Source organism: Xanthobacteraceae bacterium, assembly GCA_019454205.1.
Taxonomy (GTDB): Bacteria; Pseudomonadota; Alphaproteobacteria; order Rhizobiales; family Xanthobacteraceae.
In genome coordinates, this window is the sequence record CP075369.1 from 1,600,066 (window position 1) to 1,625,954 (window position 25,889).

The window sequence follows — 25,889 nt, forward strand, 5'->3', positions numbered from 1 at the left end:
GATGCGACCGCCATTCGGCCGCGTCATTGCCGCGCTGTTATTGATTGCCGCAGCCTTCGCCATACCGGCGGCCGCGCAAACCCCTCCTGATGCCGCAAATCTCAAGAAAGCCCTTGAGCACCTGAAAGACGGCGAGTTCCGGGAAGCAGACGCTCTCGGCGCGAAGATGAGCGACCCGGCAGCGCGCAACCTCGTTACCTGGCTCGCGATCCGCCTGACCCCCAAAGACATCGGCTTCGACCGGATCCAGGCTTTCATCCGCCAGAACCCGCACTGGCCCAGCCCCACCCTGATCCGCCGCCGCGCCGAAAGCCTGTTACTCAGCGAGAAGCGCGACCCGAAAACGGTCCTCGGCTATTTCGGCAACGCGCAGCCGGTTTCCGGCGATGGCATGATCGCCCTCGCCCGTGCGCTGATTGCGTCCAACCACCAGGCCCATGCGCTCGGCTGGTTACGCCGTGCATGGCGCGAGGAAGAACTCACCGGGTCGCTTGAGCAGGAAATCCTGAGCGCGCACGGCAGCCTGCTGACCAGCGCCGACCACAAGGCGCGCGCCGACCGGCTGTTCTACCTTGAGAAATTCGAAGCAGCGCAGCGCGCAGCCGAGCGCGCGAGCAAGGACGTCGCGTTGCTCAGCAAGGCACGCAATGCCGCGCTACAGCGCGCCGGAAACGCAAAATCGCTGCTCGATGCCGTGCCCGCGCATCTGCGCAAGGATGCCAGCTATCTCTATGCGCGCGCCTATCTCGCGCGCCGCGGCAACGACGCCAAGGCGGCCGCCGAATTCATGTTGCAGGCGCCGAAAATCCCCGCCAACTCGCCCGACGCCGACGACTGGTGGCGCGAGCGCCGCCTCGTCATCCGCGCGCTGCTCGACGACAAGAATCCACAACTGGCGTATCGCGTGGCGAATACCGCGGTGACGCCCGACAACGATATTCTGCAGGCCGATGTCCATTTCACCGCAGGCTGGGTAGCGCTGCGCTACCTGAAGGACCCGGCGACAGCAAAGCGGCATTTCTCGCAGGCGATACCCACGCCGCAACCGTTCTACATCGCGCGCGCGCTTTACTGGCAGGGCCGCGCCGCGGAAGCATTGAACGACGCAATCGGCGCGCGCTCGGCCTATGAGCTGGCCGCGCGCCATCATCTTGCGTTCTATGGCCAACTCGCCCGCGCAAAGCTGAAGCGCGGCGACCTCCCGTTTCGCGCTACCCCACAGGTCAGCGATGCGGACCGGACCCAGTTCAACAACAACGAGGCGACGCGCGCATTCCGGCTGCTTTACGCAGCCGGCGCCACCGATCTGGTGATCCCTTTCGCCATCGACATCATCGACCGCTCGCCGACCACCGCAACCGCGGTGCTGCTCGCGGAAATCGCGCGCGCCAACGGCGACAACCGCGCGCTGGTCATCATCGGCAAGCAAGGTCTGGATCGTGGCCTGCCGGTCGATGCTATCGCGTTCCCTCTTACCGGCATCCCCGATTACAAACATCTGGGACCGCCGATCGAGAAAGGCGTGGTCTATGCAATTGCGCGGCAGGAAAGCGAGTTCAATCCTTACGCCGTCTCGCCCGCGAATGCCTATGGCCTGATGCAGGTGATCCGTCCGACCGGCGTCGGCATCGCGCGGCGCATCGGGGTCCCGTTCGACTTCAACAAGCTGCAACGCGACCCGGCTTATAACGTCACGTTCGGTTCCGCCGAACTCGGCCATCTGGTGCAGACGTTCAACGGCTCCTACGTGCTGACCTTCATCGGCTACAACGCCGGACCGGGACGCGCGCGCCAATGGATGAACCTGCGCGGCGATCCGCGCGGCGCGCAAACGGAAGCAATCATCGACTGGATCGAACGCATTCCGATCACCGAAACGCGGCTCTATATTCTTCGCGTGCTGGAAAACCTGCAGGTCTACCGCGCGCTGCTCACCAACAAGCGCACGCATAGCATCGAGTCCGACCTCGCCCGCGGCGGCAACGACGGCTAGGCTAGGCAGACCACAGGCCCTCGCCGCCGTTACAGCTTTCTGACCAAAAATGACCAACAAAATCAATGATTTATATATTACTAGTACGGACGGCCTGAAGCTGCACCTGCTCGACGCAGGACCGCGGGATGTTCGCCGGCTGCCCATGATTTGCCTTCCCGGGCTAACGCGCACCAACGAAGATTTCCGCGAACTGATCGAGGCGCTCGCTTTCGATGCGGACGCACCTCGCCGCGTATTGGCGCTTTCCTCGCGCGGACGCGGGCTGTCGGACCGCGATCCGAATCCGGCCAACTACGCGGTGCCGGTCGAACTGAACGATCTCCTCACCGTGCTGAACGCGCTCAACATCGAGCGCGCGGTGTTCATCGGCACATCACGCGGCGGTATTCTCACCATGGCGCTGACGGCGGCAAAGCCATCCGTCATCGCGGGCGCGGTGCTGAACGATATCGGGCCAGTGCTGGAAATGCCGGGCCTGCTGCGTATCCAGTCCTATGTCGGCAAGCTACCCCAGCCGAAAGATTGGAACGATGCCGTGCGGATTCTAAAAACGACGATGGAACACGAGTTCCCAGCGTTCACCGCACACGACTGGAATCGCTACGCACGGATTTCTTGGATTGAAGATGAGAACGCCCTAATCGGCCGCTCCGATCCGGCCATCGCGTTCAACCTGAAAGACATCCGTGCGGATGTGCCCGCACCACCCATGTGGCCGTTGTTCGACGGACTGAAGAACGCGCCGCTGCTGGTCTTCCGCGGCGAGCACTCGAATCTGCTTTCGCGCGAGACGGTGACGGAGATGAAAGCGCGGCATCCGGATATGGCCGCGATCGAGATACCGGGCGTCGGCCATCCGCCCACGCTCGCCGACGAACGCATGATCGGCCCCATTCGCAAGCTTGCAATTCGCGCCGATACCGAAGAAAGCAAATTCTCGTCGTAAGGTGCCAGCAACTAATCTTGCTGGATTCTTTGTCGCTCGTACTCGTCTTCCACTTTTGCCTCACGATGAAGCTGCACGCCGATGGCAACTATCGCGCACAGCAGGCCGAAAGAAACTGCGAAGATCGTAAAAAATGTCCAATCTGCTAAATCGAAAAAGCCCATAAGAGTCCTATTCGGTTAACTTAATTCGGCGTTGGAAAATAAACACGACAATAACGCAGACAATTAGCAAGGCGCATAGCAAAAAATCTCCAACATTCTTTCTATGCGAAAACAACAAGCCGCTAACGATTGTAGCCGAGATGATGTAGGCCCACATCGCCATCTTAATAGCGGTAAGGTAGCCCCGGCTCACGTCGATTGCTTCCTTCGTCTCATTTGATTTGTCGCAATGGTCGCATCATGAATGACAGTGTGACCAACGACAAATCCGATACCGGTAGCTATCACCATGGCCACGAGTTGCCCGGTGTATGATTGCACAAGCAGATAGAGCAGATAACAGCCAGTGTACGCCACGCCAAGCGTCAGTAATCTAGCAATATCTAGCCAAGTAGATTTTTTCATTGGGGTTTCGATGCAACGATGATGAGACTACGGGACGTTAGCGCGTTCCACGAGTTTGCCGTTCTGGCAACATCGTGAGTCTCTTCGTACAGCTTTGGCTCTTTACGCGCGATCCGATTGACGTGCTTCCGGGTCGCTAAGCGTGTAAATGGCCAGAGCATCGTCGCGATAATCGATGCACTTCGCTTTGAGCGATCACTGTAGAGTTCAATATTGCGAAATCCGGCGCGGCGCAGGCCATAATTCCAATACTGATAAGGTAGCGCAGCGATGTGACCGGAGATGCGGCCACCGTTCTCCGGGAGAATGCTAGGCGACGGAAACATGTGAAAGTGGCCGGAGAAAAGAAACTTCACTCGCGAAAGCGCGTGACCGGGGTTGGGGACCGAAAAAATCAGCACCCCGCCCGGTTTCAGAATGCGATAAACGTCAGCGATTACATCGTATGGTGCGCGCGTATGCTCGAATACCTCAATTGCAGCAACTCCATCGAATGTGCCGCTCTCGTAAGGCATTCCGTTGTTAGCATCGAACTCGTGGAACGTGGCCCCTTCGGCCTGAAATGCTCCGCCAGCAATATCGCAAGCGAAAAGCGATTGACCGGGCTTCAAGCCGCTCTTTTCCCGTTCAGAAGAAAGCAGCCTCGTGAAGTAACCGGTGCCAGCTCCCAGATCGAGTAAGGCGCCATTTATCTTGCCGCCCTCGCGTAATTTCGCCAGGACAAAATCGTTCGTGGCTTTTAGCGAGGCAGAGCCATGACCTTGCAAGCCACTCGCCGAGCGTTGCATCCCCAGTTTCCAGCAAGTCCCCAAATATTGAGGTGAGCGTCAGGCAAAACAAGCTGTAGTGCAAGTCTAATCGGCCAAGTGATTAACATGCGCAATCGGACCGATCATCGATACACAAACGAAAACCCCGGCGGTTTCCCGCCGGGGTTTCCTAGTCTTATCCGATCGTTAGATCAGAACGGACGGTTGACGTTCACGCGGAACGCGAGGATGTCATCCGAACCGGCAGCCTGCAGAGCAGTTGCGGAGGTCGACATGTCCGTCCACAGAACGTCCAGCTGGATGTTCAGGTCCTTAACCGGCGACCAGGCGATGTTACCACCGATCTGGGTGATCTCGGCGCTCGGATAGCCCTGAGCGGTCGCGATCGGGCCGAAGTTAACTTCGGTGTAGCCCGCGAACACTGCAACGCGCAGAGACGGCGAGAAGAAGTGACGGAACTGACCGTTGATCGACCAGGCTTCCGTGCGCTCAAGGCCAGTCGCAGTAGCGACTGCGTCAACCGCAGTGAAGGCCGGACCGCCAACAGCACCAGCCGCCTGACGGAAGCCGAAGCCCGGACCGTTGCGGAGCGGGTTGCCGCCGAGACCGGTGTATTCCACCGCGCCTTCGGAGTACACGCCCTGGATGCTGATCGTGTCACCCGGAGCAATGAACGGCAGGTTCACGACGATGCCAGCACCGATCGCGTAACCATTCGAGTTCGGGTACACACCAGCCGGAAGCAGACCACCGGCAAAAGTGTTGCCGTTGACTTCCAGTTCCGTGACAGCACCCATGATCTGCGCAGAACCCCACGCCTGATCGATGCGGATGTTGCCAACGATGTTCGGCATGCGGAAGCCAGCCGACGCATCACCGATACCCAGCGGAGCAGCAGCACCACCCGGAGTAGCAGCCTGATAGATCGTGTTGGCAATGCCGTAACGGGTCGAGGACGGATCTTCGAGCGAGACCGTCGCCGAGAGACCGCCACCGAAGTTCGCGGTGTAGGCAATGACCTGGGTCCAGGTCCAGTGGACCGAAGCCATGCCGATGCCGTTGTAGTTGTTACCGAACGTGAAGAACGAGTCGGTCTGACCAACGGTGAAGCCCGCGAACTGGAGGAACGCGAGTTCGGCGCCGGCGGTCGCAGTGGCGAGACCCGGAGCGGTGGTACCACCGTTGCCCGAGGTCGAAACGCCGAACGGCTGACGCACGTAGGTGCGCAGAACGCCGTACGGGGTGGCCTGGCGCGTGTCGAGGATCAGGTAGATACGCGAACGGGCCATGTAGTCGTTATCTTCACGGTTGATAACGAGGTTGGTGCCGTTGCCCGACGAGGAGATCGGCGCTTCGGTCGTCTGGTTACCGTTGCGAATGCCGAATTCCATCGTGGCGAGACCGCCAACCTTAATGCAGATATCCGTGCCCGGGATGTAGTAGAAGCCCGGACCATACTGCGGACAAATCTTCACGTAACCGACCGGCTTGGCCTTTACGGGAAGGTCCGCTGCCTGCGCCGCGGCGGTCGCTGCGAAAGCTGCAGCGGTGCCGAGGATGAGGCTTTTCACCATCTTCATCGTGACCTCCAAAGAGTCTTCTCTCTCAAAAATGCCTGAGGGAGCGGGTCTTACTCCGGAGGGCTGACGCCCTTTGGAAAAATCCCCAAATTCCCCGCGAACCACCCGATCCGACTTCGTGCCTGCCTCGAACTTTTGAGAGTTCGTACAAAACCCTGACAGAAGCCGTCGAAACCGGACGGGTGCGACGCAAGGTTCCCCCCGATTGGAGCTCCCCCCTCTGTCGCAGGGTCACCTTAGCCAAGGCACCTTACCGTTCAATGTGAATGATGCTTTTGGGGGCATAGGGAACCTCGATTCCCCATTTGTGTTGCAGAAACGCCACGGTTATGTTTTCGGAACACAAACAATATCAATGGGTTAGGAAGTCTTCGCCACGGTTGTGCACCGGGGGTTGTGGGCAGGCCTTACTGTATACAAGTCGTGGAAATAGGTATCTAAATACCCGAATCGGCCGATCCCTACGGAATCACAGAAAATCGCGCTCAGGCCCGTCTGGCTACGTCCGCGAAGGGTTTCGGCCCTTCCCCCTCCGTACGCGCAACCGCCAGCAACGCTTCAACCGCATGGTCTAGTTCGGACAGACACTTGCCGAGATCGAATGCAAGATCGCGGGCGGCATTCGCCTCCGCATCAGTCTGCGAGATGGAATGCGCGGCCTTCTGCATCGCATCGGCGACTTCATTCGCGTAGCCGGAGGTGCGGCTCGTACTTTGGGCAATGCTGCTGGTGGCATCCGCCTGCTGGTCGACCGAACCCGATAGCGCTTCAACCGTTGCCGCAACTTCGCCGATTGCACGGCCGCAGGAGGCGATCTCGCCGACGGATTGCCGCGTCGCTTCCTGGATTTTCGAAATCTGCTCTGAAATCTCGTCGGTCGCGCGCGAAGTTTGCGTCGAGAGCGACTTTACTTCGCTGGCGACGACAGCAAAGCCCCTGCCCGCTTCTCCCGCGCGTGCCGCCTCGATAGTCGCATTCAGCGCAAGCAGATTGGTTTGCGAGGCAATCTGCGAAATCAATCCGACCACCGAGCCGACCCGATCGACGGACTCAGACAGCGAAGCGACGATGTCGTTCGCGCGCCGAGCGAGATCAACCGCTTCCAGCGACATCCGCGCGCTTTGCGTGGAACGGCCGCGAATGTCTGCAATGGCGGAAGACAACTCCTCGGCCGCGCTGGCCATCCGGTTTGCATCTTTTGCGGAAGTTTCCGCGATGCCCGCGGCGAGATTGGCGTGACTATTCGAGCTTTGCGCCAGCGACGACAGCCGTGCCGACGACTCGCTCAATTGACCCGCCGCGCCTGCGATGGATTTGCGTACCTGCTCTATTACGATGCCGAATTTTCCGATCGCCTCGCCAAGCTTGTCGCCACGTACCTTGCTCTCGCTGACAGCCAGTTCGTTGTGACAAGCAACGGCATTTGCATTGTCCAGCAGGAACAACCGCGTTGCCACATCGGCAAGCTCTGCGACCTTCGCTCCCGACCAGTAGGTTTTGCCGAGACGCCGGAAGATGCCGCTTAGCAGCGGACGGCTGAACGTCGCCCGGGCGCGCATATCGAGCGTGAGGCGGATTTCGAATTTCGCCCGATCATATGCCGCCGCTACCCATGCCTCATCGAACGGATGCAGGCAGAGTCCTTTCGTAGACTCCACGACCACGCGGGTGATTTCCTCGCGGTTCTTGTCGAGCGTGCGGGCATAAGCCGGCGCATATTCTGCCGAATAGTCGATAACGCCGCCGACTGCGCCGGCAAGGTGCGTTTCGACCAAGTCCCAGATATGGCGGCGCTGCAGACGCTGCGACTCGCGCTCGCTGGCGAAGCCATAAAGCCCCAACCGCACCTGAAATGCAGACGGAATTGCCACGCGCCAGCCCCCGATCGAAAAGCGGCGAAGTATGGCCGGCGCGCGCTTTATATAGCGTTAATCCTGTTTATAACCGCCAGGCGGAATACTTACTTCTCTAGACGCTGCAACAGGACCTCGGTGGGATTGCCATCCGGCACCATTCCGAATTTAACCTGTAATTCGCGGATGCGGTCGCGGAGATCGAAGTCGATCTGGCCGACCGTATTGTTCACAGGAATGCTGAGTGCCTGCATCCGCTTTTGCAGCCAGATCCGCCGCTCTCGCGGCAGCGGCGGATCGTTCGGCCATGTCCCGGCGAACGCTCCGCGTCCGCGCAAACGGTCTGCGGTATTCGCAACTGCGAGCGAATAGGCGTCCGAGATATTATAGGTCTTGATGGCTTCGTAGTTCTTCGTGATCAGAAAGCCCGGTCCGTTCGCCCCGCTCGGAAAAAACAGAATCGCGTTGCCTTCCGCTGGCAGCTTGCCGCCGTCAGCGCGTTTCACGCCGAGCGCATTCCATTCGCGGAAGGAGTTGCGGCTGACGCGGTAATCGAAGCCCTGCGGCACCGTTACCTCGAAACCCCATGGTAATCCGCGCTCCCAACCGTTCTTGCGGAGATAATTGGCAATGGAGCCAAGCACGTCGGGCACGTTGGTCCAGATATCGCGCCTGCCATCGCCGGACTGATCGACCGCGAACTTCAAGAAACTGGTGGGGATGAATTGTGCCTGTCCCATCGCCCCGGCCCATGAACCGCGCATCTTCTCGCGGGTAATATGTTCCTGTTCCAGAATCTGGAGCGCCGCGAGCATTTCATTGCGGAAGAAGTCGTCGCGATAGCGCGCATGCGCGAGGGTCGCCAGCGAGCGGATCACGTCCTTGCCGCCCGTGAACGAGCCGTAGCCCGTCTCCAGTCCCCAGATCGCAACGATGACATGGCGGTCGACGCCATACTGTTTTTCGATCGCGGCCAGCGTATCCGCCCACTTCTCCGCGTTCTTTCTGCCACCCGCCACCAATCCACCGGTGACACGGCCGCGGAGATATTCCCCGATTGGCTTATTGTATTCAGGCTGGCGCTTCGTGAGGGGAAGGATTTCCGCATCGGGGGTCAATCCGGCAACCGCGGCATCGAAGGTTTCGCGCGATACGCCCAGCTTGCGCGCATCCGGCCACAACGCCGAGAGGAACGAGCGAAAAGTTCCGGAACTTTTTTCCTGGGCGAAAGCGCCGCCAGCACCAAGGATTACGGTCAGGAACAAGACAGAGACGAGTCGTGAATTCGCAAGCATCGCATTGCATAGCACGCCTCTTCTTCTTACGCAGAGGCCTGTGTTTGTTCGCAAGGAATGTTGTAGGAATATTGTAAGAGACAATGCCTGCCAGCCCCGGAAACCGATGCCCTACAAATCCCTGAACCTTCCCGCGCCGCGCCGTGGTATCCAGTCCGTATTGCTTGGGCTGGGTTTTGCGCTTCTGGTTCTGGTGGTCGGTGCGTTCGCATGGCTTGCGAAACAGCAGGCCGACGACAATGCCGACGTGCGGCGCGTCCTCGAAATGCAGGCAAGGTTCACGAAAGCATTATCGCTCCTGCAAGATGCCGAAACCGGCCAGCGCGGTTACCTGCTCACAGGTAATCCCGATTATCTAAAGCCATACGAAGGCACGGCCGCTGCGTTCGATGAGGAGCTAACCCTTATCGCCAAGCTGATTAAGCGCCAAGAACGGGCCGTACAGCTTGCCGGCATCCGGTCACTTGCCGAAAAAAAATTCTCCGAACTGCAGACCACCATCGATCTTTTTAAAAAAGGCGAGCGCGAAGCGGCGTTGGCGCTGGTGCAGACCGATCTTGGCAAGCGCCTCATGGATGACGTCCGCGAGATGATCAACCAGATGCACGCGTTCGACGACAGGATTCTTAAAGAACGTCTCGCGGAAACCGACGAAACCACACGGAAACTTTGGTGGGGCGTACTTGCCTCGGTCTTGCTCGTGCTGGTCATGATTTTCGCCGTCTTCACCATCATGTCCCGCTACATCCGCGAACTTGTCTCCGAGACGGCAAAACGCGCCAGCGCCGAAACCCGTATCCGCCAGATGCAGAAGATGGAAGCGGTCGGACAACTCACCGGCGGCATCGCGCACGACTTCAACAACATGCTCGCCATCGTCATCGGCTCTCTGAGCCTGATGCAGAAACGTCTCGCCCGCGGCGATACCGACGTATCCAAGTATTCGGACGCAGCGATGGAAGGCGCGCAACGCGCGGCCACCCTCACCAGCCGCTTGCTCGCGTTCTCTCGTCAGCAGCCGCTACAGCCCGCGACGCTCGACCTTAACAAGCTGGTCGCAGGCATGTCGGAACTACTCCGCCGCACCATCGGTGAAAACGTGCAAATGGAAACGGTGCTTGCCGGCGGCTTGTGGCGCACTCACGCCGATCCGGGCGAAGTCGAGAATGCAATTCTTAATCTTTGCGTAAACGCCCGCGATGCGATGCCCGGCGGCGGCAAGCTAACCATCGAAACCGCGAATTGTTATCTCGACGAAGCGTATTCTTCCGAACATCCCGGCGTGCCCGCGGGACAATATGTACTGATTGCGGTATCGGACACCGGAAGCGGAATGTCCACGGACATCGCGAACCGCGCCTTCGATCCCTTCTTCACGACCAAGCCCACCGGCAAAGGCACCGGCCTCGGTCTTTCACAAGTCTATGGCTTCGTGAAACAGACCGGTGGCCATGTGAAGATCTATTCTGAGGTCGATCACGGCACGACCATCAAGATCTACTTGCCGCGCACGCAGCGTGCGGAAGACATCGTGTCCACACAGCCGAAACCCGCTCTGCCAACCGGGGATCCCACGGTCATTATTCTCGTGGTCGAAGATGAGGACCGCGTGCGTCTTGTCAGCGTCGCCGCCCTGCGCGAACTCGGCTACACCGTGCTGCACGCGGACTCCGGTCCTTCCGCGCTGGAAGTCCTGAAGAAAAATCCCGGCGTGAATCTGCTGTTCACCGATATCGTGATGCCGGGGATGAACGGCCGCGCGCTCGCTACCGAAGCGGAAAAACTCAATCCGGGCATGAGGATTCTCTATACCACGGGCTATACCCACAACGCCGTCGTGCATAACGGCGTTGTGGATTCCGATGCGCAACTGATCGTGAAGCCTTACACCATCGATCAGCTCGCCCTCAAAGTACGCGAAGTGCTTGCCGGCGAAAGCCGTCGAAGCTGACCTGACAGACCTTCGTTTAAAACTTGGCCTGAACCGTCTCGTTGCTATCGTTGGTGATCTGCACGGCCCCGCGAAGCGGTGCCTTCAGCTCGACGGGCGAAGTACCGATCAGCACGTTGTCGCCCTTTGGCGCGAGCGAAATGCGCTGCGCCTTGCCATTGACGACCAGCACCGCAGTACCCTTGAACCCCTTCGTGCTGACGGGTTTTTCACCGTGATCGGTAACGAACACCTCCAGCGTATTGCCGCGCGCGACGGCTTCGACATGATAATTCCCTGCGTCGGTCTGCTGGCCGCCGTGCTTTCCTTTCTCCGGCGCATGTGCGAGCGCGCCCGCGCCGAGCGAAAGCAGTGCCACGAAAGCGAGTGCTGCAAGTTTCTTCGTCATCGTTTTCTCCATGGTTAGAAGGCTTCAACTGAACGGGTTTGATTGGTTGCCTGCACTTCGTGGCGAATCCGCTCCAGCGGCTTCTCGCCGTAGCGCAGGAACAGAACGGGCGTGAGAACGGCATCGAGCAGCGTGGCGCTGATGAGACCACCGAAGATCGTGACCGCCACCGGGTGCAGGATTTCCTTCCCCGGCGAGCTTGCGTCGATCAGCAAAGGCACGAGCGCGACACCGGCGGCGAGCGCCGTCATCAGCACCGGCGTCATCCTCTCCAGCGAACCCCGCACCACCAGCGCAGGTCCGAACGCCATCCCTTCCCGCAAGGAAAGGTTGATGTAGTGGCTGATCTTGAGAATGCCGTTGCGGGTAGCGATTCCGGTCAACGTCACGAAACCGATCATCGAGGCGACCGACAGCGACAGGCCGGTGAGCCATAACGCAACGACGCTGCCGACCAGCGCGAACGGTACGCTGCCGAGGATGATGAAGGTCAGCACCGGCGAACGATAACGGCTATAGAGCAGCGCGAGGATCAGCAGCAACGAGATGCAGGAGAGCGCCGCGATGGTTCGCGTTGCGCTGCGCTGCGCCTGATAGTTTCCTTCGAGCACCGCATAGAACCCTTGCGGCAATTTCGTGCCGTCGATCTCGCGCTGGATTGCCGCCGCGATGGATGCGATGTCGGAACCGTCGGTATTCGCGAAGACCGCAATCCGGCGTTCCCCGTTTTCACGCTGAATCTGGTTCGGACCGTCGGTCTCGCGGATTTCCGCGATCTGCTTCGCAGGAATCCATCCGCTCGGCGTCTGGATCAGGTACTCGCTTAGCCCCTGCGTCGTGCGAATGCGTTCGGGCAGCCGGATCACGACATCGTAGCGGCGATAGCCATCGACCACGCGTGAAACTACCCGCCCGCTGGAGAGGCGGCTGATCTGCTCGACGATGGCCGCAGGCTGCACGCCATAGAGGGCCGCTTTCTTGTGATCGACGCGGATTTCCAGATGCGGGATTAAAGCCTGTCGTTCGATTTGCAGATCACGCAACCCCGGCACGGATTCCAGTTTCGCGCGCAAAGCGGCCGCTTCGCGGCGCAGGCCGTCGAGATCGTCGCCAAAGATTTTTACCGCGATTTCGGCGCGCACGCCGGAAAGCATGTGGTCGAGCCGGTGCGAGATCGGCTGGCCGATGTTCACCGCGACCGGCAAGAGCGAAAGCCGCGACCGGATTTCTTCGGCAATCTTCGGCTTCGACGCATCGCGCGTCATTTCGACTTCGATATCGGAGACGTGGACGCCTTCCGCATGTTCGTCGAGTTCGGCGCGGCCGGTACGCCGCCCGACCGTTTTCACGCCCGGTATTTCGAGAATGAGCCGTTCGGCCACCGCGCCGATGCGGCTGGACTCAGCCAGCGAGATGCCCGGATTGAAGGACATGTTCACAGTGAACGTGCCTTCGTTGAAGGGTGGCAGGAACGAACGGGGAAGCAGGAATGCGCCGATCACCGCCGAGACGACGAGCACGCCCGCCAGCGTCATCACCATGCGTTGCCTGGCCAATGCAAAGTCCAGCAGCGCGCGGTTCTTATTCTTGAGCCACGTCACCACCCTGCTCTCGCGCTCGTGCAGCGATTTCATGCCGGGGAGCATGTAATAGGCCATCACCGGCGTCAGCGTGATGGACACGAACAGGCTCGCGAGAATCGCGACGATGTACGCCTGCCCCAGCGGCACGAACAGCCGCCCTTCGATGCCAGACAATGCGAACAGCGGAATGAAAACCAGAATGATCACCAGCGTGGCGTAAACGATGCCGGAGCGCACTTCCTGACTCGCGGTCACCACCACCTCGAACACGCTGCGCGGATTCCCCGCCGCTGCGTTCTCGCGAAGCCGCCGGAAAATGTTTTCGACGTCCACCACGGCGTCGTCGACCAGTTCGCCGATGGCAATGGCAATGCCGCCGAGAGTCATGGTGTTGATCGACAACCCCGCATAATGAAATATCAAGGCGGTAATCAGGATCGAGACCGGGATTGCAGTCAGCGAAATCGCAGTCGTCCGCCAGTTTTGCAGGAACAGGAATAGAATGACCGCGACCACGACGATTGCCTCGGCCAGCACCGTCTCCACGTTCCCGACCGAAGCCGAGATGAAATCGGCCTGCCTGAAAACCGGCTGATCGAGCTTGGTACCTTCGGGCAGCACGGTTGCGAGTTGTTTCAGCGCGTCTTCCAGTTTGCGTGTCAGGCTCACCGTATCGACATTCGGCTGTTTTTCGACAGAAACGATGACGGCCGGATTTCCCATGTAACCGGCGTCACCGCGCTTCATGCGGGCGCCGTATTCGATTTCGCCAAGCTGGCGCAGATAAATCGAGCCGGAAGCATCGGTTGCGACCACGAGATTGCGAAGATCGTCGAGGCTGGTGGAGCGCGCGATGCCGCGGATCAGATATTCGCGCGAGCTTTGATCGGTAAAGCCGCCGCCAAGATTGGCGCCGAACGACGTCAACGCGCGCTCGATCTGCTCGTGCGAGACGTTGAACGCCCGCAGCGCGACCGGATTGATAGAAATGCGGAACTGTTTCACCTCTCCGCCCATCGGAATCACCTGCGCAACGCCGGGAATGGTGAGCAACCGCGGACGGATGGTGAAATCGGCAAGCTCACGCAACGCCATTGGCGTCAGCTTCGGATTCGTCACCGCCACCATCAGCACCTGCCCCATCAGCGAACTGACCGGACCGAGTTGCGGCGTAATGCTGGGCGGCAACTGCTCGCGCACCAGCGCGATGCGTTCGTTCACCTGCTGGCGGCTGCGGAAGATTTCCGCGTCCCATCCGAACTCGACATAAATGATCGAAAGCCCGACACCGGAAACCGAACGCACGCGTACCACACCCGGCAGGCCGTTCATCTGCGACTCGATTGGAAAGGTGACGAGTTGCTCCACTTCCTGCGGCGAATATCCTTCCGCTTCCGTCATGATGGTGACGGTCGGGCGGTTGAGATCAGGCAGCACGTCGACCGGCAACTGGGTCAAGGCGAAGCCGCCATAGACCATCAGCGCGAATGAGAACGCGAGAACGAGAACCCGGTTCTTGAGAGAATTGCTGACGAGGAATGTGAACATCGCGTCACCGCACCTGTTCGATCAGTTCGGTGCCCTGCACGACGATCCGCTTGCCGTTCTCGATGCCGGCCGTCACCAGCACGTTCTCCGCGTCCAGCGCCTCGATCTTGACTTCACGCGGCTGGAACCGCTCCGCGCTTACCTGCTCGAACACGACATGCAGGCCGTTCGCCGCACGCACCACCGCTGTGCGCGGCAAGGCGATCCCTTTGCGTTCATCCGGCAGTTTGACGAACACCGACACGAACTGCCCTGCCCAGACCCCATTAGTCTCGCCATCGATAGCGAAGTGAATCGGGATTGCCTGATTGCGCAGTGCCGCACCGCTGCCACGGAACGCAAGGCTGACGCTGTGACCGTTATGGTTGCGCGCGCTTGCGGCCTTGAGGTCCGGCAAGGCCTCGAAGCTGAGCGCCTCAACCCAGAGCCGCGACGGATCGACGATCTGAAACACGACCGTATTCGGCTGCGCAAGCTGGCCCGCGATGGTGTTCGTTTCGGCGATAACGCCCGAAACCGGCGCAATCAGCGCCTCCGGTTCGGCGCGCGTCTTGTCGAGCGCGATCTTCCGGTCACGCAAGCCCTGCAATTCCAGCCGCGCTTCATCGAGCTGCGTGCGCGAGATCGTGTTGGTCTCCGCGAGTTTTTCGTATCGCGCCACGCGGCGCTCAAGAATTGAAATCTGCTGGAGCAGCTCGCCTTCCTTCTGGCGCATGTCCGAGATGTCGATGGTCTGCACCGGCGGCGAGACATAGGCGAGTACCTGACCCTTTTCGACGCGCGAACCAAGCACGGGAAACCCGGCCGGCGGCGGCAGCAATCTTCCTGCGAGAGTCGATTGCACGTAGCCGCTCGCATTCGGGTCGGGAATGATGCGGCCCGGAAGCTCCAGGGACTTTGCGTGCTGCCCTTCTTTCACGACCAGCGTGCGAATGGTGAGCAGCCGCTGCACCGGCTTCGGCACGAAAATCGTGCCGTCCGGTAGACGTTGCGAGGCGTCGCGACTGGCCTGCGTGCGTTTGTTGTCGTCGTGGCCTTCATGCGCACGCGCGCTGTCAGTCGCGAACGCCGCCAGCATGAAAGCGAGCACGGATGCACCGCCAATCCGCAATGCACGCGGGAAATGCCGAGCGAACATTACGCCGGACAGGAAAACCGTAGCGGCAATAAGCGCAGCGAGAATAACCCACCACAATGAACGCGCAGGCGCTGCGTTCGCCTCGCGCGGCGTATCGAGGATGGTCAACGTGAGAACATCAACCTTGTCGCCGGCCGTCACCGTGAAAATAAGATCGTAATGGTCGGCGCCTTTCGCCCACGGTGCTGCAATTCGATAGATGCCCTCACCCACGGCTTCCGCAGCTTGCGGACCAGATGGCGTTTCGACTTCCACCGTCGCTCCATTCACCGGCTCGTTGGTCGCGAAGCGGTCGAGATAAAGCGTGAGCGCGCCGTCGCGCAACACCGCGACAAGCTGGAACGCATCCGATTCTGCCTCGCCGCGCGGCGTAAGGCTTTGCGACACGGGCGCGGACGTATTGTGGTCGTGCCCCTCGTGCGCGTTGGCAGCGGGAGTGGATACGGCAACGAAGCCGATCAGGAGCAGGCTGAGCGCGAACGATACGCGCATGGGGGAAATCCTTTGCCGGAACGAGTCCTGCGCGCGCCCCGAGAGCGCACGCGCGAAAGCGGGGTTACCGCTCGATCAGGCGAAGGTTTTTGGAGGGCCGGAAATATCCGAGGCAAGCGATGGCTGATCGCTTACGGCAATGCCGGGCGCGATAGACGCGCGAACCAGAGGAGGAAAAGAAATAACGGTCGAAGCGGAAATCGCTGCGCTCACGCAACCTGCGCCACAAGCGCAGCACGTTCCGCCGCAAATCGCGCAGACGCCGGACTGCGCGTGTTCGACGGCAGTGACGATAGTTTCTTTCGCTTCCAACTGCGTAGCGCCTACATCCGCTTGCGTGTCGGCAGAAACGGCCGCGGCTGCATTGTGCTGATGCCGCTCATGCGCATTCGCCACCGTCCCGCCGAGCGCGAGAACAACCGCAAACATCGTGAGCACGATCAGCTTACGCATGAGGAGCGCATACACCGCGCCGGGGATTCTGAACAGGGCGAAGTTGCCGCTGCTATCTTGTATCCCTAACAGCGCACCAAACTCGCAATGATGTGATGAGAAGCTGGCGGGCCGCGACCGATAGTGATGATCACTACGTTTACGCTATAGCCCTCAAAATCAATATCATCTCCGCTCGGAGCGAGCCGTAAAGCGTCGCTTGACGCTATCCAGTCTTCCAAATAGTGTGCGGCATGAAGATTCGGAACGTGGTCCATCCGGGCTTGCGCTCTCTCATCGCAGAGGACGAACCGGCCGGCCCGCGAAGCATCGACGTTTCGAGGTTGCGGCGCATCCTGTCTTTCCTTCAGGACATGGCCGGGGCATCGGAGCTTCGCTGCGTCGCCGGCTGGACGGTTCAACCGCCGTCCGGTGCCGGACGGGGAAAATGGGAGCTACGGGCCGCACCGGTCGGCGCGCTCACGTTCAAAATCGACGCACCGGGCGGCGAGATCGCTGACCTTGACTATGAGGGAACGGCTGAAACGTGGGCGCAAGCGCAATGACCAGCATCCGAATGAAGGCCCCCGCCCATCCCGGCGGCTTCGTGAAGACCGAGGTGATCGAACCTCTCGGCCTGTCGGTCACGGCCGCCGCCGGGGTTCTGGGCATCACCCGTGCGGCCTTGTCAGCCCTGCTCAATGAGCGGGCCGATCTTTCGCCGGAAATGGCGATCCGCATCGAGAAGGCGTTCGGCGTTTCGATGGAAACCCTCATGCGGATGCAGAACAGCTTCGACATCGCCGAGGCACGGAAGAAGGCGGAGGCGGTCAACGTCGCCCCCTATTCCGGCAAGCCGCCGCAGCGAAATCTCCCGTCATGACCCGTTCAATCTCAGCAAACTTCGGGGCAGAGGCTCGCGCACCCAAAAGAAAGCCGTCCACCACATGAAGCTCGAAGAAATCAAGTCTGGCCTGAGTCTATCCGGGATCGAACCGTCCCAAGTCGTGACGGTCGTTGCTGTCGTGCCCCTTGGGGAAGGCTCTGTCCAGCTCATCTACCGGACGCCGGACGGCGCGATGAAGGAACGGCTTCTCAACAGGGGCGACGAGCCTTCGGTCGATGTCGCCACGGCCGAGCGTCCCTTCTCCTTCGACGGTGACGGCGCGGCTTTCCAGCTTGCTTGCGAGGCGAAGCGGATCGACCTCGCCTTCCTCTTTGATCCGATGATGGCCGTCCACAGCTCGAATGTGGAACCGCTGCCTCACCAGATCACCGCCGTCTATGAGTCGCTTCTGCCCCGGCAGCCCTTGCGGTTCGTCCTCGCGGACGATCCCGGTGCCGGCAAGACGATCATGGCGGGCCTCTATATCCGCGAACTCATCATGCGCGCGGATTCACACCGTATCCTGATCGTCGCGCCCGGTAGCCTTGTCGAGCAATGGCGAGACGAGCTTTACGAGAAATTCGGTCTGGAGTTTCACGTCTATTCGCCGCTTCTGGAGCAGACCTCGCCGAGCGGAAACCCGTTCGACGACTATCCCCGCCTTATCGTCCGGCTCGATCAGCTCTCCCGCAACGAGGAGCTTCAGGACAAGCTTTGCGCGCCGGGCTGGGATTTGGCCGTCTTCGACGAAGCGCACAAACTCTCCGCGCACTATTTCGGTTCCAAGCTGGAAAAGACGGGCCGTTTCCGCTTCGCCGAGAAGCTGGGCGCGCATGTCCGGCACCTTTTGTTGATGACGGCGACGCCGCACAACGGCAAGGAAGAGGACTACCAGCTTTTCCTTTCATTGCTCGATTCCGACCGCTTCTACGGCAAGTTCCGCGACGGCGTTCACAAGGTCGACGCCTCCGACCTCATGCGCCGCATGGTCAAGGAGGAACTGGTCAAGTTCGACGGCACGCCGCTCTTCCCAGAGCGCAAGGCGTACACCGTCAACTACGAACTCTCGCAGATCGAAGCGGCCTTGTATGAGGCCGTGACCAACTATGTGCAGACCGAAATGGGCAAGGCTGACCAACTCGAAGGCGCGCGCAAGGGATCGGTCGGCTTTGCCCTTACCGCGCTGCAACGGCGTCTCGCTTCAAGTCCCGAAGCGATCTTCCAATCGCTGAAGCGCCGCCGCGAGCGGCTTGAGAACCGGCTGCGCGACGAAAAGCTCGGCATCAAGGGGCGGCACGCCCTCGCCGAGACCTATGCCGGCGCGCCGGAGGACGATGACGACCTGAGCGCGGAGGAGCAGGAGACCCTTGAGGAAAACCTGATCGACGACGCCACGGCGGCCAAGACCGTTGTCGAGCTTGAGGCCGAGATCGTCATCCTGAAGGGGCTGGAGGAGCAGGCCAAGGCCGTCGTCGCCTCCGGGCAGGATCGCAAATGGGATGAGTTGTCAAGAATCCTTCAGAATCACCCTGAAACCCGCGACGCCGCCGGTCGGCAGCGCAAGATCATCATCTTCTCCGAACACCGCGACACGCTGAATTACCTTCAGGCGCGGATTGCCGGCGTGCTTGGCAATCCCGACGCCATCGTGGCCATCCACGGCGGCACCCATCGGGACGAGCGCCGTCGCCTTCAGGCGCTCTTTCGCTCCGATCCCGATGTCCGGGTGCTGGTGGCGACCGACGCCGCAGGCGAAGGCGTCAATCTTCAGAACGCGAACCTCATGGTCAACTATGACCTGCCGTGGAACCCGAACCGGCTGGAACAGCGGTTTGGCCGTATCCACCGCATCGGGCAGACCGAGGTTTGCCACCTGTGGAATCTGGTCGCCAAGGAGACCCGCGAAGGCGATGTCTATCACCGCCTGCTTCTGAAGCTGGAGGTCGAGAGCCAAGCCCTGCACGGGCGCGTATTCGACATTCTTGGCGAGGTCTTCGAGGAGACCAGCCTAAAGGATTTGCTGGTCGAGGCGATCCGCTACGGCGACCGGCCCGAAGTCCGCGCCCGCCTGACGCAGAAGATCGACAAGGCGCTCGACCACGATCACCTAAAATCCCTCTTGAATCGCAACGCGCTCGCCCAGGAGACGATGAGCGCGGATCGACTGTTCGCCGTGAAGGAGGAAATGGAGAAGGCGGAGGCCCGACGGCTTCAGCCCTACTTCGTCCGTGCCTTCTTCTCCAAGGCCCTCGACGCGCTCGGCGGCACAGCGCATCCGCGCGAGGCCGGCCGTTATGAGATCAGCCATGTTCCTTCGGTGATCCGCGAGCGTGACCGCCGCCTGACCGGCCGGAACCGCCGCGACCATGAGCCGGTCTTGCGGCGCTACAGCCGCATTTGCTTTGAACGTCAGGCCATCCAACCGCTCGACAAGGCGGGACTGGAGCGCGCCGTTCTCATGCACCCCGGCCATCCGCTCATGCTCGCCATGTCGGATATGATCCTGGAGCAGCACACCAACCTTCTCCGGCAGGGTTCGATCCTTGTTGACCCGTCCGATGAAGGACTCGACCCGGCGCTGCTGATCCTGCTGACGCATGAGATCAAGTCCGGCGACAACACCGTGCTATCCAAGCGCCTGCAATTCGTGCGGGTTGCCCCGGATGGGCAGGCGAGCTTCGCCGGATGGGCGCCTCATCTCGACCTTGAGCCTTTGCCGGAGGCCGAGCGCCCCTTGCTCAAGGACGTGCTCGACGCGCCTTGGCTGTCCTCCGGTCAGGAGGCGCGTGCCTTGTCCCTTGCCGCGACGACGCTGGTGCCGGAGCACTATGGCGAGGTCGCGCAGCGGCGCATCGACCATGTGGAAAAGACCCTGAACGCCGTCCATGAGCGGCTGAGCAAGGAAATCGCCTTCTGGCAGGATCGTTGGATGAAACTGAAGGACGACGCCGAAGTCGGAAAGGACGTGCGGCTCAACCTTCAGAATGTCGAGCGCACGCTTGGCGACCTTCAGGGCCGTTTGGACAATCGGAAGAAAGAGCTTCAGGCCATGCGCCATGTCGTGAACGGCACGCCGGTCGTGCTGGGCGCGGCGCTGATCGTGCCGGCAGGCTTGATGAACAAGCTGCGCGGCGACGAGCCGGCCGACCCGGTGGCGGCGACCTTCGCGGCCGACGCGGCGGCCCGCTCGCGCATCGAGCATCTTGCCATGTCGGCCGTCCGGCAGGCCGAGGAAGCGCGCGGTTGCCGCGTCGTCGATGTTTCCGCCGCAAAATGCGGCTGGGATTTGACTTCATACCCGCCAGCCGTGGACGGCAGGCAGCCCGATCCCAAGCACATAGAGGTGAAGGGCCGGGTGAAGGGCGCGAGCACCATCACGATCACCCGCAACGAAATGCTCTACGCCTTCAATCAGGGTGACAAGTTCGTGTTGGCGGTCGCCATCGTCGGCGAGGACGATGCCATCGACGGCCCGCACTATATTCCCAGCCCGTTCGACCGGGAACCCGGCTGGGGCGTCGCGTCCATCAATTTCAGTTTGGGCGATCTGCTCGCCAAAGCAGAGGCTCGATGACCGCGCTACGTCTCGACACGCTATCGCTGACGAATTTCCGCTGCTTCGCCCATTGCGAGGTCGCGTTCCACCCCAACCTGACTGTTCTGGTCGCGGAGAACGGCAGCGGTAAAACTGCCGTGCTCGACGCCGCCGGAGCTGCGCTGTCGGTATTCGTCAACGCGATCTATTCGCCGGAAAAGCTGCGGCGAATCGAGCGGAGCGACGTGCGCCTGATCCCCGGTCAGGAGCGCAGGATGTCCCCATGCCTTCCGACCGAATACGAAGCGCAGGCAACCGTTCAGGGTACGGCCGTGACATGGAAGAGCGCCGTTAGAACCTACGGTGACAAAGTGCGTCCTGGCTTCCGGCACCTTGGCCCAATGAAAGCGGCTGCGCAGCCATTCCTATCCGATACGGCTGTTCTTCCGCTCATTGCCTATTACGGAACGGGTCGCCTCTGGAACGAGCAACGGCAGACCGAATATCGCCGTTCCTCCGTCACCAATGTCGGAGAGCGCGTCGCTGGCTATGCCGATTGCCTCACGTCGTCTTCGTCCTTCAAGGGCATTTCGGCATGGTTCGAGCACCGTTTCAGGCAGACGGCATCGCCGTCATTCCGGGAGAGTCTGCAAGCCAATCTCGCGATGATCGAAGGCGTGAAGACTGCCACAGACACGGTTCTTCAGCCGACCGGCTGGTCAAGTCTCCGCTGGGATGACGAGCTTCATACGCTGACCGCCAAGCACGAGACGCGGGGCGAGCTGCCGCTGTCCATGCTGAGCGACGGCGTGCGCACCATGCTTGCGCTTGTCGCCGATGTTGCGCGTCGCTGCGCCAGCCTCAATCCGCAACTGAGTGATCGGGCCGCCATCAAGACCCCCGGCGTTCTCATCGTCGATGAAGTGGACATGCACCTGCATCCCCGCTGGCAGCAGCAGGTGCTCGGCTTGCTGCAAAGCGCGTTCCCGGCCCTACAGATCATCGTCAGCACGCACAGCCCGCATGTCCTTTCGACCGTCGATAAGTCGTCGATCCGCGTCTTCCATATCGACGGCGACGATACGCGCATCGAAACCCCCCTGATCCAGACACGGGGCGTTGAGAGCGCCGATGTGCTGGCCTCGGTCATGGGCGTGGACCCGGTCCCGCAGACGGAAGAGTCGAGCGACTTGAACGCCTACCGCGCCCTCATTGAGGACGGCAAGGCAGACACGCCGGAAGCAACGTCTCTGCGGGAACGCCTGGTCGCGCATTTTGGGGCGACGCATCCGTTGATATTGGAGTCCGACCGGCTCCTCCGCTTCCAGCGGTTCCGGCTTGCCAAGAACCGGACGGACGGAGCCTGACATGAGGAAACTTGATCGCGCGATCTGCCCGGCACCGGCCTGCCTTGGCAGCTACACCCACGGCGTTCACAAATGGGACAACGTGTCATCCGCCGAAAAGGGAGAAATCAGAACGCAGCTTGAAGCTATGCAAGGCCGTCGTTGCGCATATTGCGAGGGTAGCATCGACAGCCTCGGCCAACATATCGAGCACTTCCGTCGCAAGAGTCTCCATCCAGCCCTGACGTTCGATTGGAACAATCTCTTCTGGTCCTGCGACCAGACGGACTCCTGCGGCCATTTCAAGGATCGCGGCGCTGGCCCCTATAATGTGGTGGACCTCATCGACCCTTGCCTTGATGACCCCGATGCCTTCTTCGTCTTCCGGGCCGACGGCACGATCAGCGTGCGGAACGGCTTGTCGGCGCAGGACGAACATCGGGCGCGAGAGACGTTGCGCGTCTTTTCATTGAATCCCCAATGGGGCCGCTTGAGGAATATGCGCCAAGCCGCCGTCTCTGGCTATGTCGATAGCGCCAATGACGCTTTCGATGCTGGCCTGACGCCTGCTGATATTCGCGCCTATTTCGCGCAGGAGCTTCAGGCTGCCCATGACCTGCCATTTTACACGGCCATCCGGCATGTGCTGACGGAAAGACAATAAGAATGACCGTAACCGTGAAACCCCCGAAGAAGCTGATCGAAGTCGCGCTGCCGTTGGATGCGATCAACGAGTCTGCCGCACGCGAGAAGTCGATCCGGCACGGGCATCCGAGTACCCTGCATCTGTGGTGGGCGCGGCGGCCGCTTGCCGCGGCGCGCGCCGTGATCTTCGCGCAGATGGTCAACGATCCGTCGTGGAAATGGGAGCTTGAGCACCCGGGCGAGATTCCGCCGAACAACATTAAGGCGAGCTGGGCCGCGAGCCGGAATCGGCTCTTCGCCATCATCAAGGATTTGGTGAAGTGGGAGAACACCACCAACGAGGCCGTGCTGCAAAAGGCGCGGGCGGAGATTCGCAAGTCCTGGCGCGAGACCTGCGAACTCAACAAGGCCCATCCGCAAGCGGCGGAGCTGTTTGACCCCGAAAAGCTGCCAGCCTTCCACGATCCGTTCGCAGGTGGCGGGGCGCTGCCGCTTGAGGCGCAGCGCCTTGGGCTTGAATCCTATGCTTCCGACCTCAATCCGGTCGCCGTCCTCATCAATAAGGCGATGATCGAGATTCCCCCGAAATTCGCCGGACGGCCGCCGGTGAACCCGGAAGCACGCGCCAGCCGTGATGCTTGGAGCAAGCAATGGGAGGGCGCACAGGGTCTCGCGGAGGACGTGCGCTATTACGGTCAGTGGATGCGCGAGCAAGCACAGAAGCACATCGGCCATCTCTATCCGCCGGTCGAGATCACATCGGATATGGCAAAGGAGCGACCCGACCTGAAGCCGCTGATTGGCCAGAAACTTACCGTCATTGCGTGGATATGGGCGCGAACGGTCAAGAGTCCCAATCCCGCCTTCCGGCATGTGGATGTACCACTTGCTTCGACTTTCGTTCTTTCGAGCAAAGAAGGAAAACAATCCTACGTTCAACCGATCATTGACGGTGACAAATACCATTTTGCCGTAAAGGTCGGTAGGCCGCCGGCCGGCGCAAAGGAAGGCACCACCGCTGGAAAACGAGCAGCATTTCGCTGCCTGATGTCCGGTGTCCCTGTGGACTACAACCACATCCGCTCAGAAGGTAAGGCGGGTCGCATGGGTACGCGCTTGATGGCTATCGTGGCCGAAGGCGCACGAGGCCGCGTCTATCTCTCCCCATCGCCTCAGCACGAAATCGCGGCCGCAAAAGCTCAGCCGGAATGGAGGCCCGATATGCCTCTTCCCGACAACCCCCGCGATTTCAAGACGCCGAATTATGGCCTTAGTACCTTCGGCGAACTTTTCACATCACGCCAGCTTGTCGCGCTGACGACCTTCGGTGATCTCGTTGTCGCCAGCAGAAACAAGATCATAGAGGATGCACATGCTGCAGGATTGAATGACGACGGGGTAGGACTCGATGTCGGGGGGGCAGGAGCGCGTGCTTACGCGGAGTCCGTAGCTGTCTATTTGGCTTTCTCGATTGATAAATCTGCTGACTATTGGTCAACGATCTGCACATGGCATTCTAGCAAGGAGCTGATCCGCAACACCTTTGGCAGACAAGCTATCCCTATAACGTGGGATTATGTCGAAACGAACGTCTTCTCAGACTCAACGGGAAACGTATCGAGCGGCATTGAATGGGCGCAAAAAGCAATAGTAAATTTCCCTGCAAAACCAGATGGTCATGCGACACAGGCAGATGCCCAACGTCAGAGCATTAGTCTGAGAAAGATTATATCCACCGATCCGCCATACTACGACAACATTGGCTATGCCGATCTTTCGGATTTCTTCTATATTTGGCTTCGTCGGTCGTTGCGGCAGGTTTTCCCCGAACTTTTTGCCACGCTTGCGGTCCCCAAGGCCGAAGAGCTTGTAGCTACTCCCTACCGGCATGGCAGCAAAGAGCGGGCTGAGACGTTTTTCCTCAACGGCATGACGCAAGCGATGCAGCAGCTTTGCGAGCAGGCGCATCCTTCATCACCTGTCACCATCTATTATGCTTTCAAACAATCTGAGACGGAAACCGCCGAAGGCACTTCCAGCACCGGATGGGAAACCTTCTTGGATGCCGTAATCCGGTCCGGCTTTGCCCTCACCGGCACATGGCCTATGCGAACAGAGCTTGAGAATCGGATGATTGGATCGGGAACAAATGCCCTTGCATCCAGCATTGTCTTGGTTTGTCGTGCGCGCCCGGCAGCAGCGGAAACCGTTTCCCGCCGAGCTTTCCTGCGCGAACTGAATCAGGTGCTGCCAGAGGCGCTTGACGAGATGACGCGCGGCTCCGGCGACGACCGTTCACCCGTCGCGCCCGTTGATCTTTCACAGGCCATCATCGGCCCCGGCATGGCGGTATTCTCGAAATACGCCGCCGTGCTGGAGGCGGACGGCACGCCAATGACGGTGCAAACCGCGTTGCGGCTTATCAACCGCTTCCTCGCCGAGGATGATTTCGATCACGACTCCCAATTCTGCCTGCACTGGTTTGAGCAGTACGGCTGGAAGGAAGGCCGCTTCGGCGAGGCCGACACCCTTGCCCGCGCCAAGGGGACGAGCGTTGACGGTGTGAAGCAGTCGGGCGTTCTCTTTGCTGCCGGCGGCGTTGTCCGGCTGCTGAAATGGGCGGAATACCCGACCGACTGGAATCCGCTCGGCGACGAGCGCCTGCCGGTATGGGAGGCCCTGCATCACCTGATCCGCATCTTCAAAGCCGAAGGTGAGAGCGGCGCGGGCAAGGTGCTTGCGGCCGTCGCGGCTAAAGCCGAGGCGACGCGGCAGCTTTCCTATCGCCTCTATACGCTTTGCGAGCGGGCGGGCTGGGCGGAGGATGCCCGCGCCTATAACGAGATCATAACGAGCTGGAGCGCCATCGAGTCCGCCGCCGCAGCGGCACCGAAGGCGCATCAAGGCGAGCTGTTTGGCTGAAGGGGGAGCCAGCG

General features: G+C 60.5%; 17 protein-coding genes. 10 read left to right on the forward strand and 7 right to left on the reverse strand.

From position 1 onward, the window contains the following. The first annotated feature begins 1 nt into the window (after window position 1). Together KF794_07895 and KF794_07900 are read left to right on the forward strand one after the other, a co-directional pair. Window positions 2-1,993: a lytic transglycosylase domain-containing protein gene (locus KF794_07895; protein QYK43736.1), complete on the forward strand. Its 1,992-nt coding sequence runs from the start codon at window positions 2-4 to the stop codon at window positions 1,991-1,993. Between the two features lie 49 nt (window positions 1,994-2,042). Then, complete coding sequence (locus tag KF794_07900; GenBank protein ID QYK43737.1) at window positions 2,043-2,942, forward strand: alpha/beta hydrolase; 900 nt, start codon at window positions 2,043-2,045, stop codon at window positions 2,940-2,942. Between the two features lie 565 nt (window positions 2,943-3,507). Here KF794_07900 and KF794_07905 read toward each other — a convergent pair. From KF794_07905 to KF794_07920, 4 genes are all read right to left on the reverse strand, one after another. After that, window positions 3,508-4,299 carry a class I SAM-dependent methyltransferase gene (locus tag KF794_07905; GenBank protein ID QYK43738.1) on the reverse strand — a complete coding sequence of 264 codons (792 nt, stop codon included), beginning with the start codon at window positions 4,297-4,299 and terminating at the stop codon, window positions 3,508-3,510. Window positions 4,300-4,472: 173 nt separating this feature from the next. Beyond that, window positions 4,473-5,861 carry a porin gene (locus KF794_07910; protein QYK43739.1) on the reverse strand — a complete coding sequence of 463 codons (1,389 nt, stop codon included), beginning with the start codon at window positions 5,859-5,861 and terminating at the stop codon, window positions 4,473-4,475. A 485-nt stretch (window positions 5,862-6,346) separates the two neighbouring features. Continuing rightward, window positions 6,347-7,732, reverse strand: a complete 1,386-nt coding sequence (locus KF794_07915) for a hypothetical protein (protein ID QYK43740.1) — start codon at window positions 7,730-7,732, stop codon at window positions 6,347-6,349. An 89-nt stretch (window positions 7,733-7,821) separates the two neighbouring features. After that, entirely contained in the window at window positions 7,822-9,009 is a 1,188-nt protein-coding gene (locus KF794_07920; GenBank protein QYK43741.1) for a lytic murein transglycosylase, read from the reverse strand. Between the two features lie 106 nt (window positions 9,010-9,115). On the opposite strand from KF794_07920, the gene KF794_07925 reads away from it, so the two are divergent. Then, on the forward strand, window positions 9,116-10,960 hold the full coding sequence (locus KF794_07925) for a CHASE3 domain-containing protein (GenBank protein QYK43742.1): 1,845 nt from the start codon (window positions 9,116-9,118) through the stop codon (window positions 10,958-10,960). A gap of 16 nt (window positions 10,961-10,976) precedes the next feature. Here KF794_07925 and KF794_07930 read toward each other — a convergent pair whose 3' ends face one another. Genes KF794_07930 through KF794_07940 form a run of 3 tightly spaced genes read right to left on the reverse strand, consistent with a single transcriptional unit; the run spans window position 10,977 to window position 16,109 of the window. After that, window positions 10,977-11,348, reverse strand: a complete 372-nt coding sequence (locus tag KF794_07930; GenBank protein ID QYK43743.1) for a hypothetical protein — start codon at window positions 11,346-11,348, stop codon at window positions 10,977-10,979. A 14-nt stretch (window positions 11,349-11,362) separates the two neighbouring features. After that, a complete protein-coding gene (locus KF794_07935; protein ID QYK43744.1) occupies window positions 11,363-14,479 on the reverse strand; it encodes an efflux RND transporter permease subunit in 3,117 nt (1,038 codons plus the stop codon). Window positions 14,480-14,483: 4 nt separating this feature from the next. After that, entirely contained in the window at window positions 14,484-16,109 is a 1,626-nt protein-coding gene (locus KF794_07940) for an efflux RND transporter periplasmic adaptor subunit (protein QYK43745.1), read from the reverse strand. Window positions 16,110-16,382: 273 nt separating this feature from the next. On the opposite strand from KF794_07940, the gene KF794_07945 reads away from it, so the two are divergent. The 7 genes from KF794_07945 (at window position 16,383) to KF794_07975 (ending at window position 25,875) form a co-directional block, all read left to right on the forward strand. After that, a complete protein-coding gene (locus KF794_07945) occupies window positions 16,383-16,631 on the forward strand; it encodes a hypothetical protein (GenBank protein QYK43746.1) in 249 nt (82 codons plus the stop codon). Window positions 16,632-16,795: 164 nt separating this feature from the next. Further along, complete coding sequence (locus tag KF794_07950; GenBank protein QYK43747.1) at window positions 16,796-17,107, forward strand: plasmid maintenance system killer; 312 nt, start codon at window positions 16,796-16,798, stop codon at window positions 17,105-17,107. Then, window positions 17,104-17,424 carry a HigA family addiction module antidote protein gene (locus tag KF794_07955; GenBank protein ID QYK43748.1) on the forward strand — a complete coding sequence of 107 codons (321 nt, stop codon included), beginning with the start codon at window positions 17,104-17,106 and terminating at the stop codon, window positions 17,422-17,424. The genes KF794_07950 and KF794_07955 overlap by 4 nt, the downstream gene beginning before the upstream one ends. Window positions 17,425-17,488: 64 nt before the next feature. After that, window positions 17,489-21,001 carry a DUF3883 domain-containing protein gene (locus tag KF794_07960; GenBank protein ID QYK43749.1) on the forward strand — a complete coding sequence of 1,171 codons (3,513 nt, stop codon included), beginning with the start codon at window positions 17,489-17,491 and terminating at the stop codon, window positions 20,999-21,001. Then, on the forward strand, window positions 20,998-22,329 hold the full coding sequence (locus KF794_07965) for an AAA family ATPase (GenBank protein ID QYK43750.1): 1,332 nt from the start codon (window positions 20,998-21,000) through the stop codon (window positions 22,327-22,329). Before KF794_07960 ends, KF794_07965 begins: the two co-directional genes overlap by 4 nt. A 1-nt stretch (window position 22,330) precedes the next feature. After that, a complete protein-coding gene (locus KF794_07970) occupies window positions 22,331-22,972 on the forward strand; it encodes a TIGR02646 family protein (GenBank protein QYK43751.1) in 642 nt (213 codons plus the stop codon). A gap of 2 nt (window positions 22,973-22,974) precedes the next feature. Beyond that, the gene (locus tag KF794_07975) at window positions 22,975-25,875 is read left to right on the forward strand and encodes a DUF1156 domain-containing protein (GenBank protein QYK43752.1); all 2,901 of its coding nucleotides are present in this window, start codon (window positions 22,975-22,977) and stop codon (window positions 25,873-25,875) included. Window positions 25,876-25,889 lie beyond the last annotated feature (14 nt).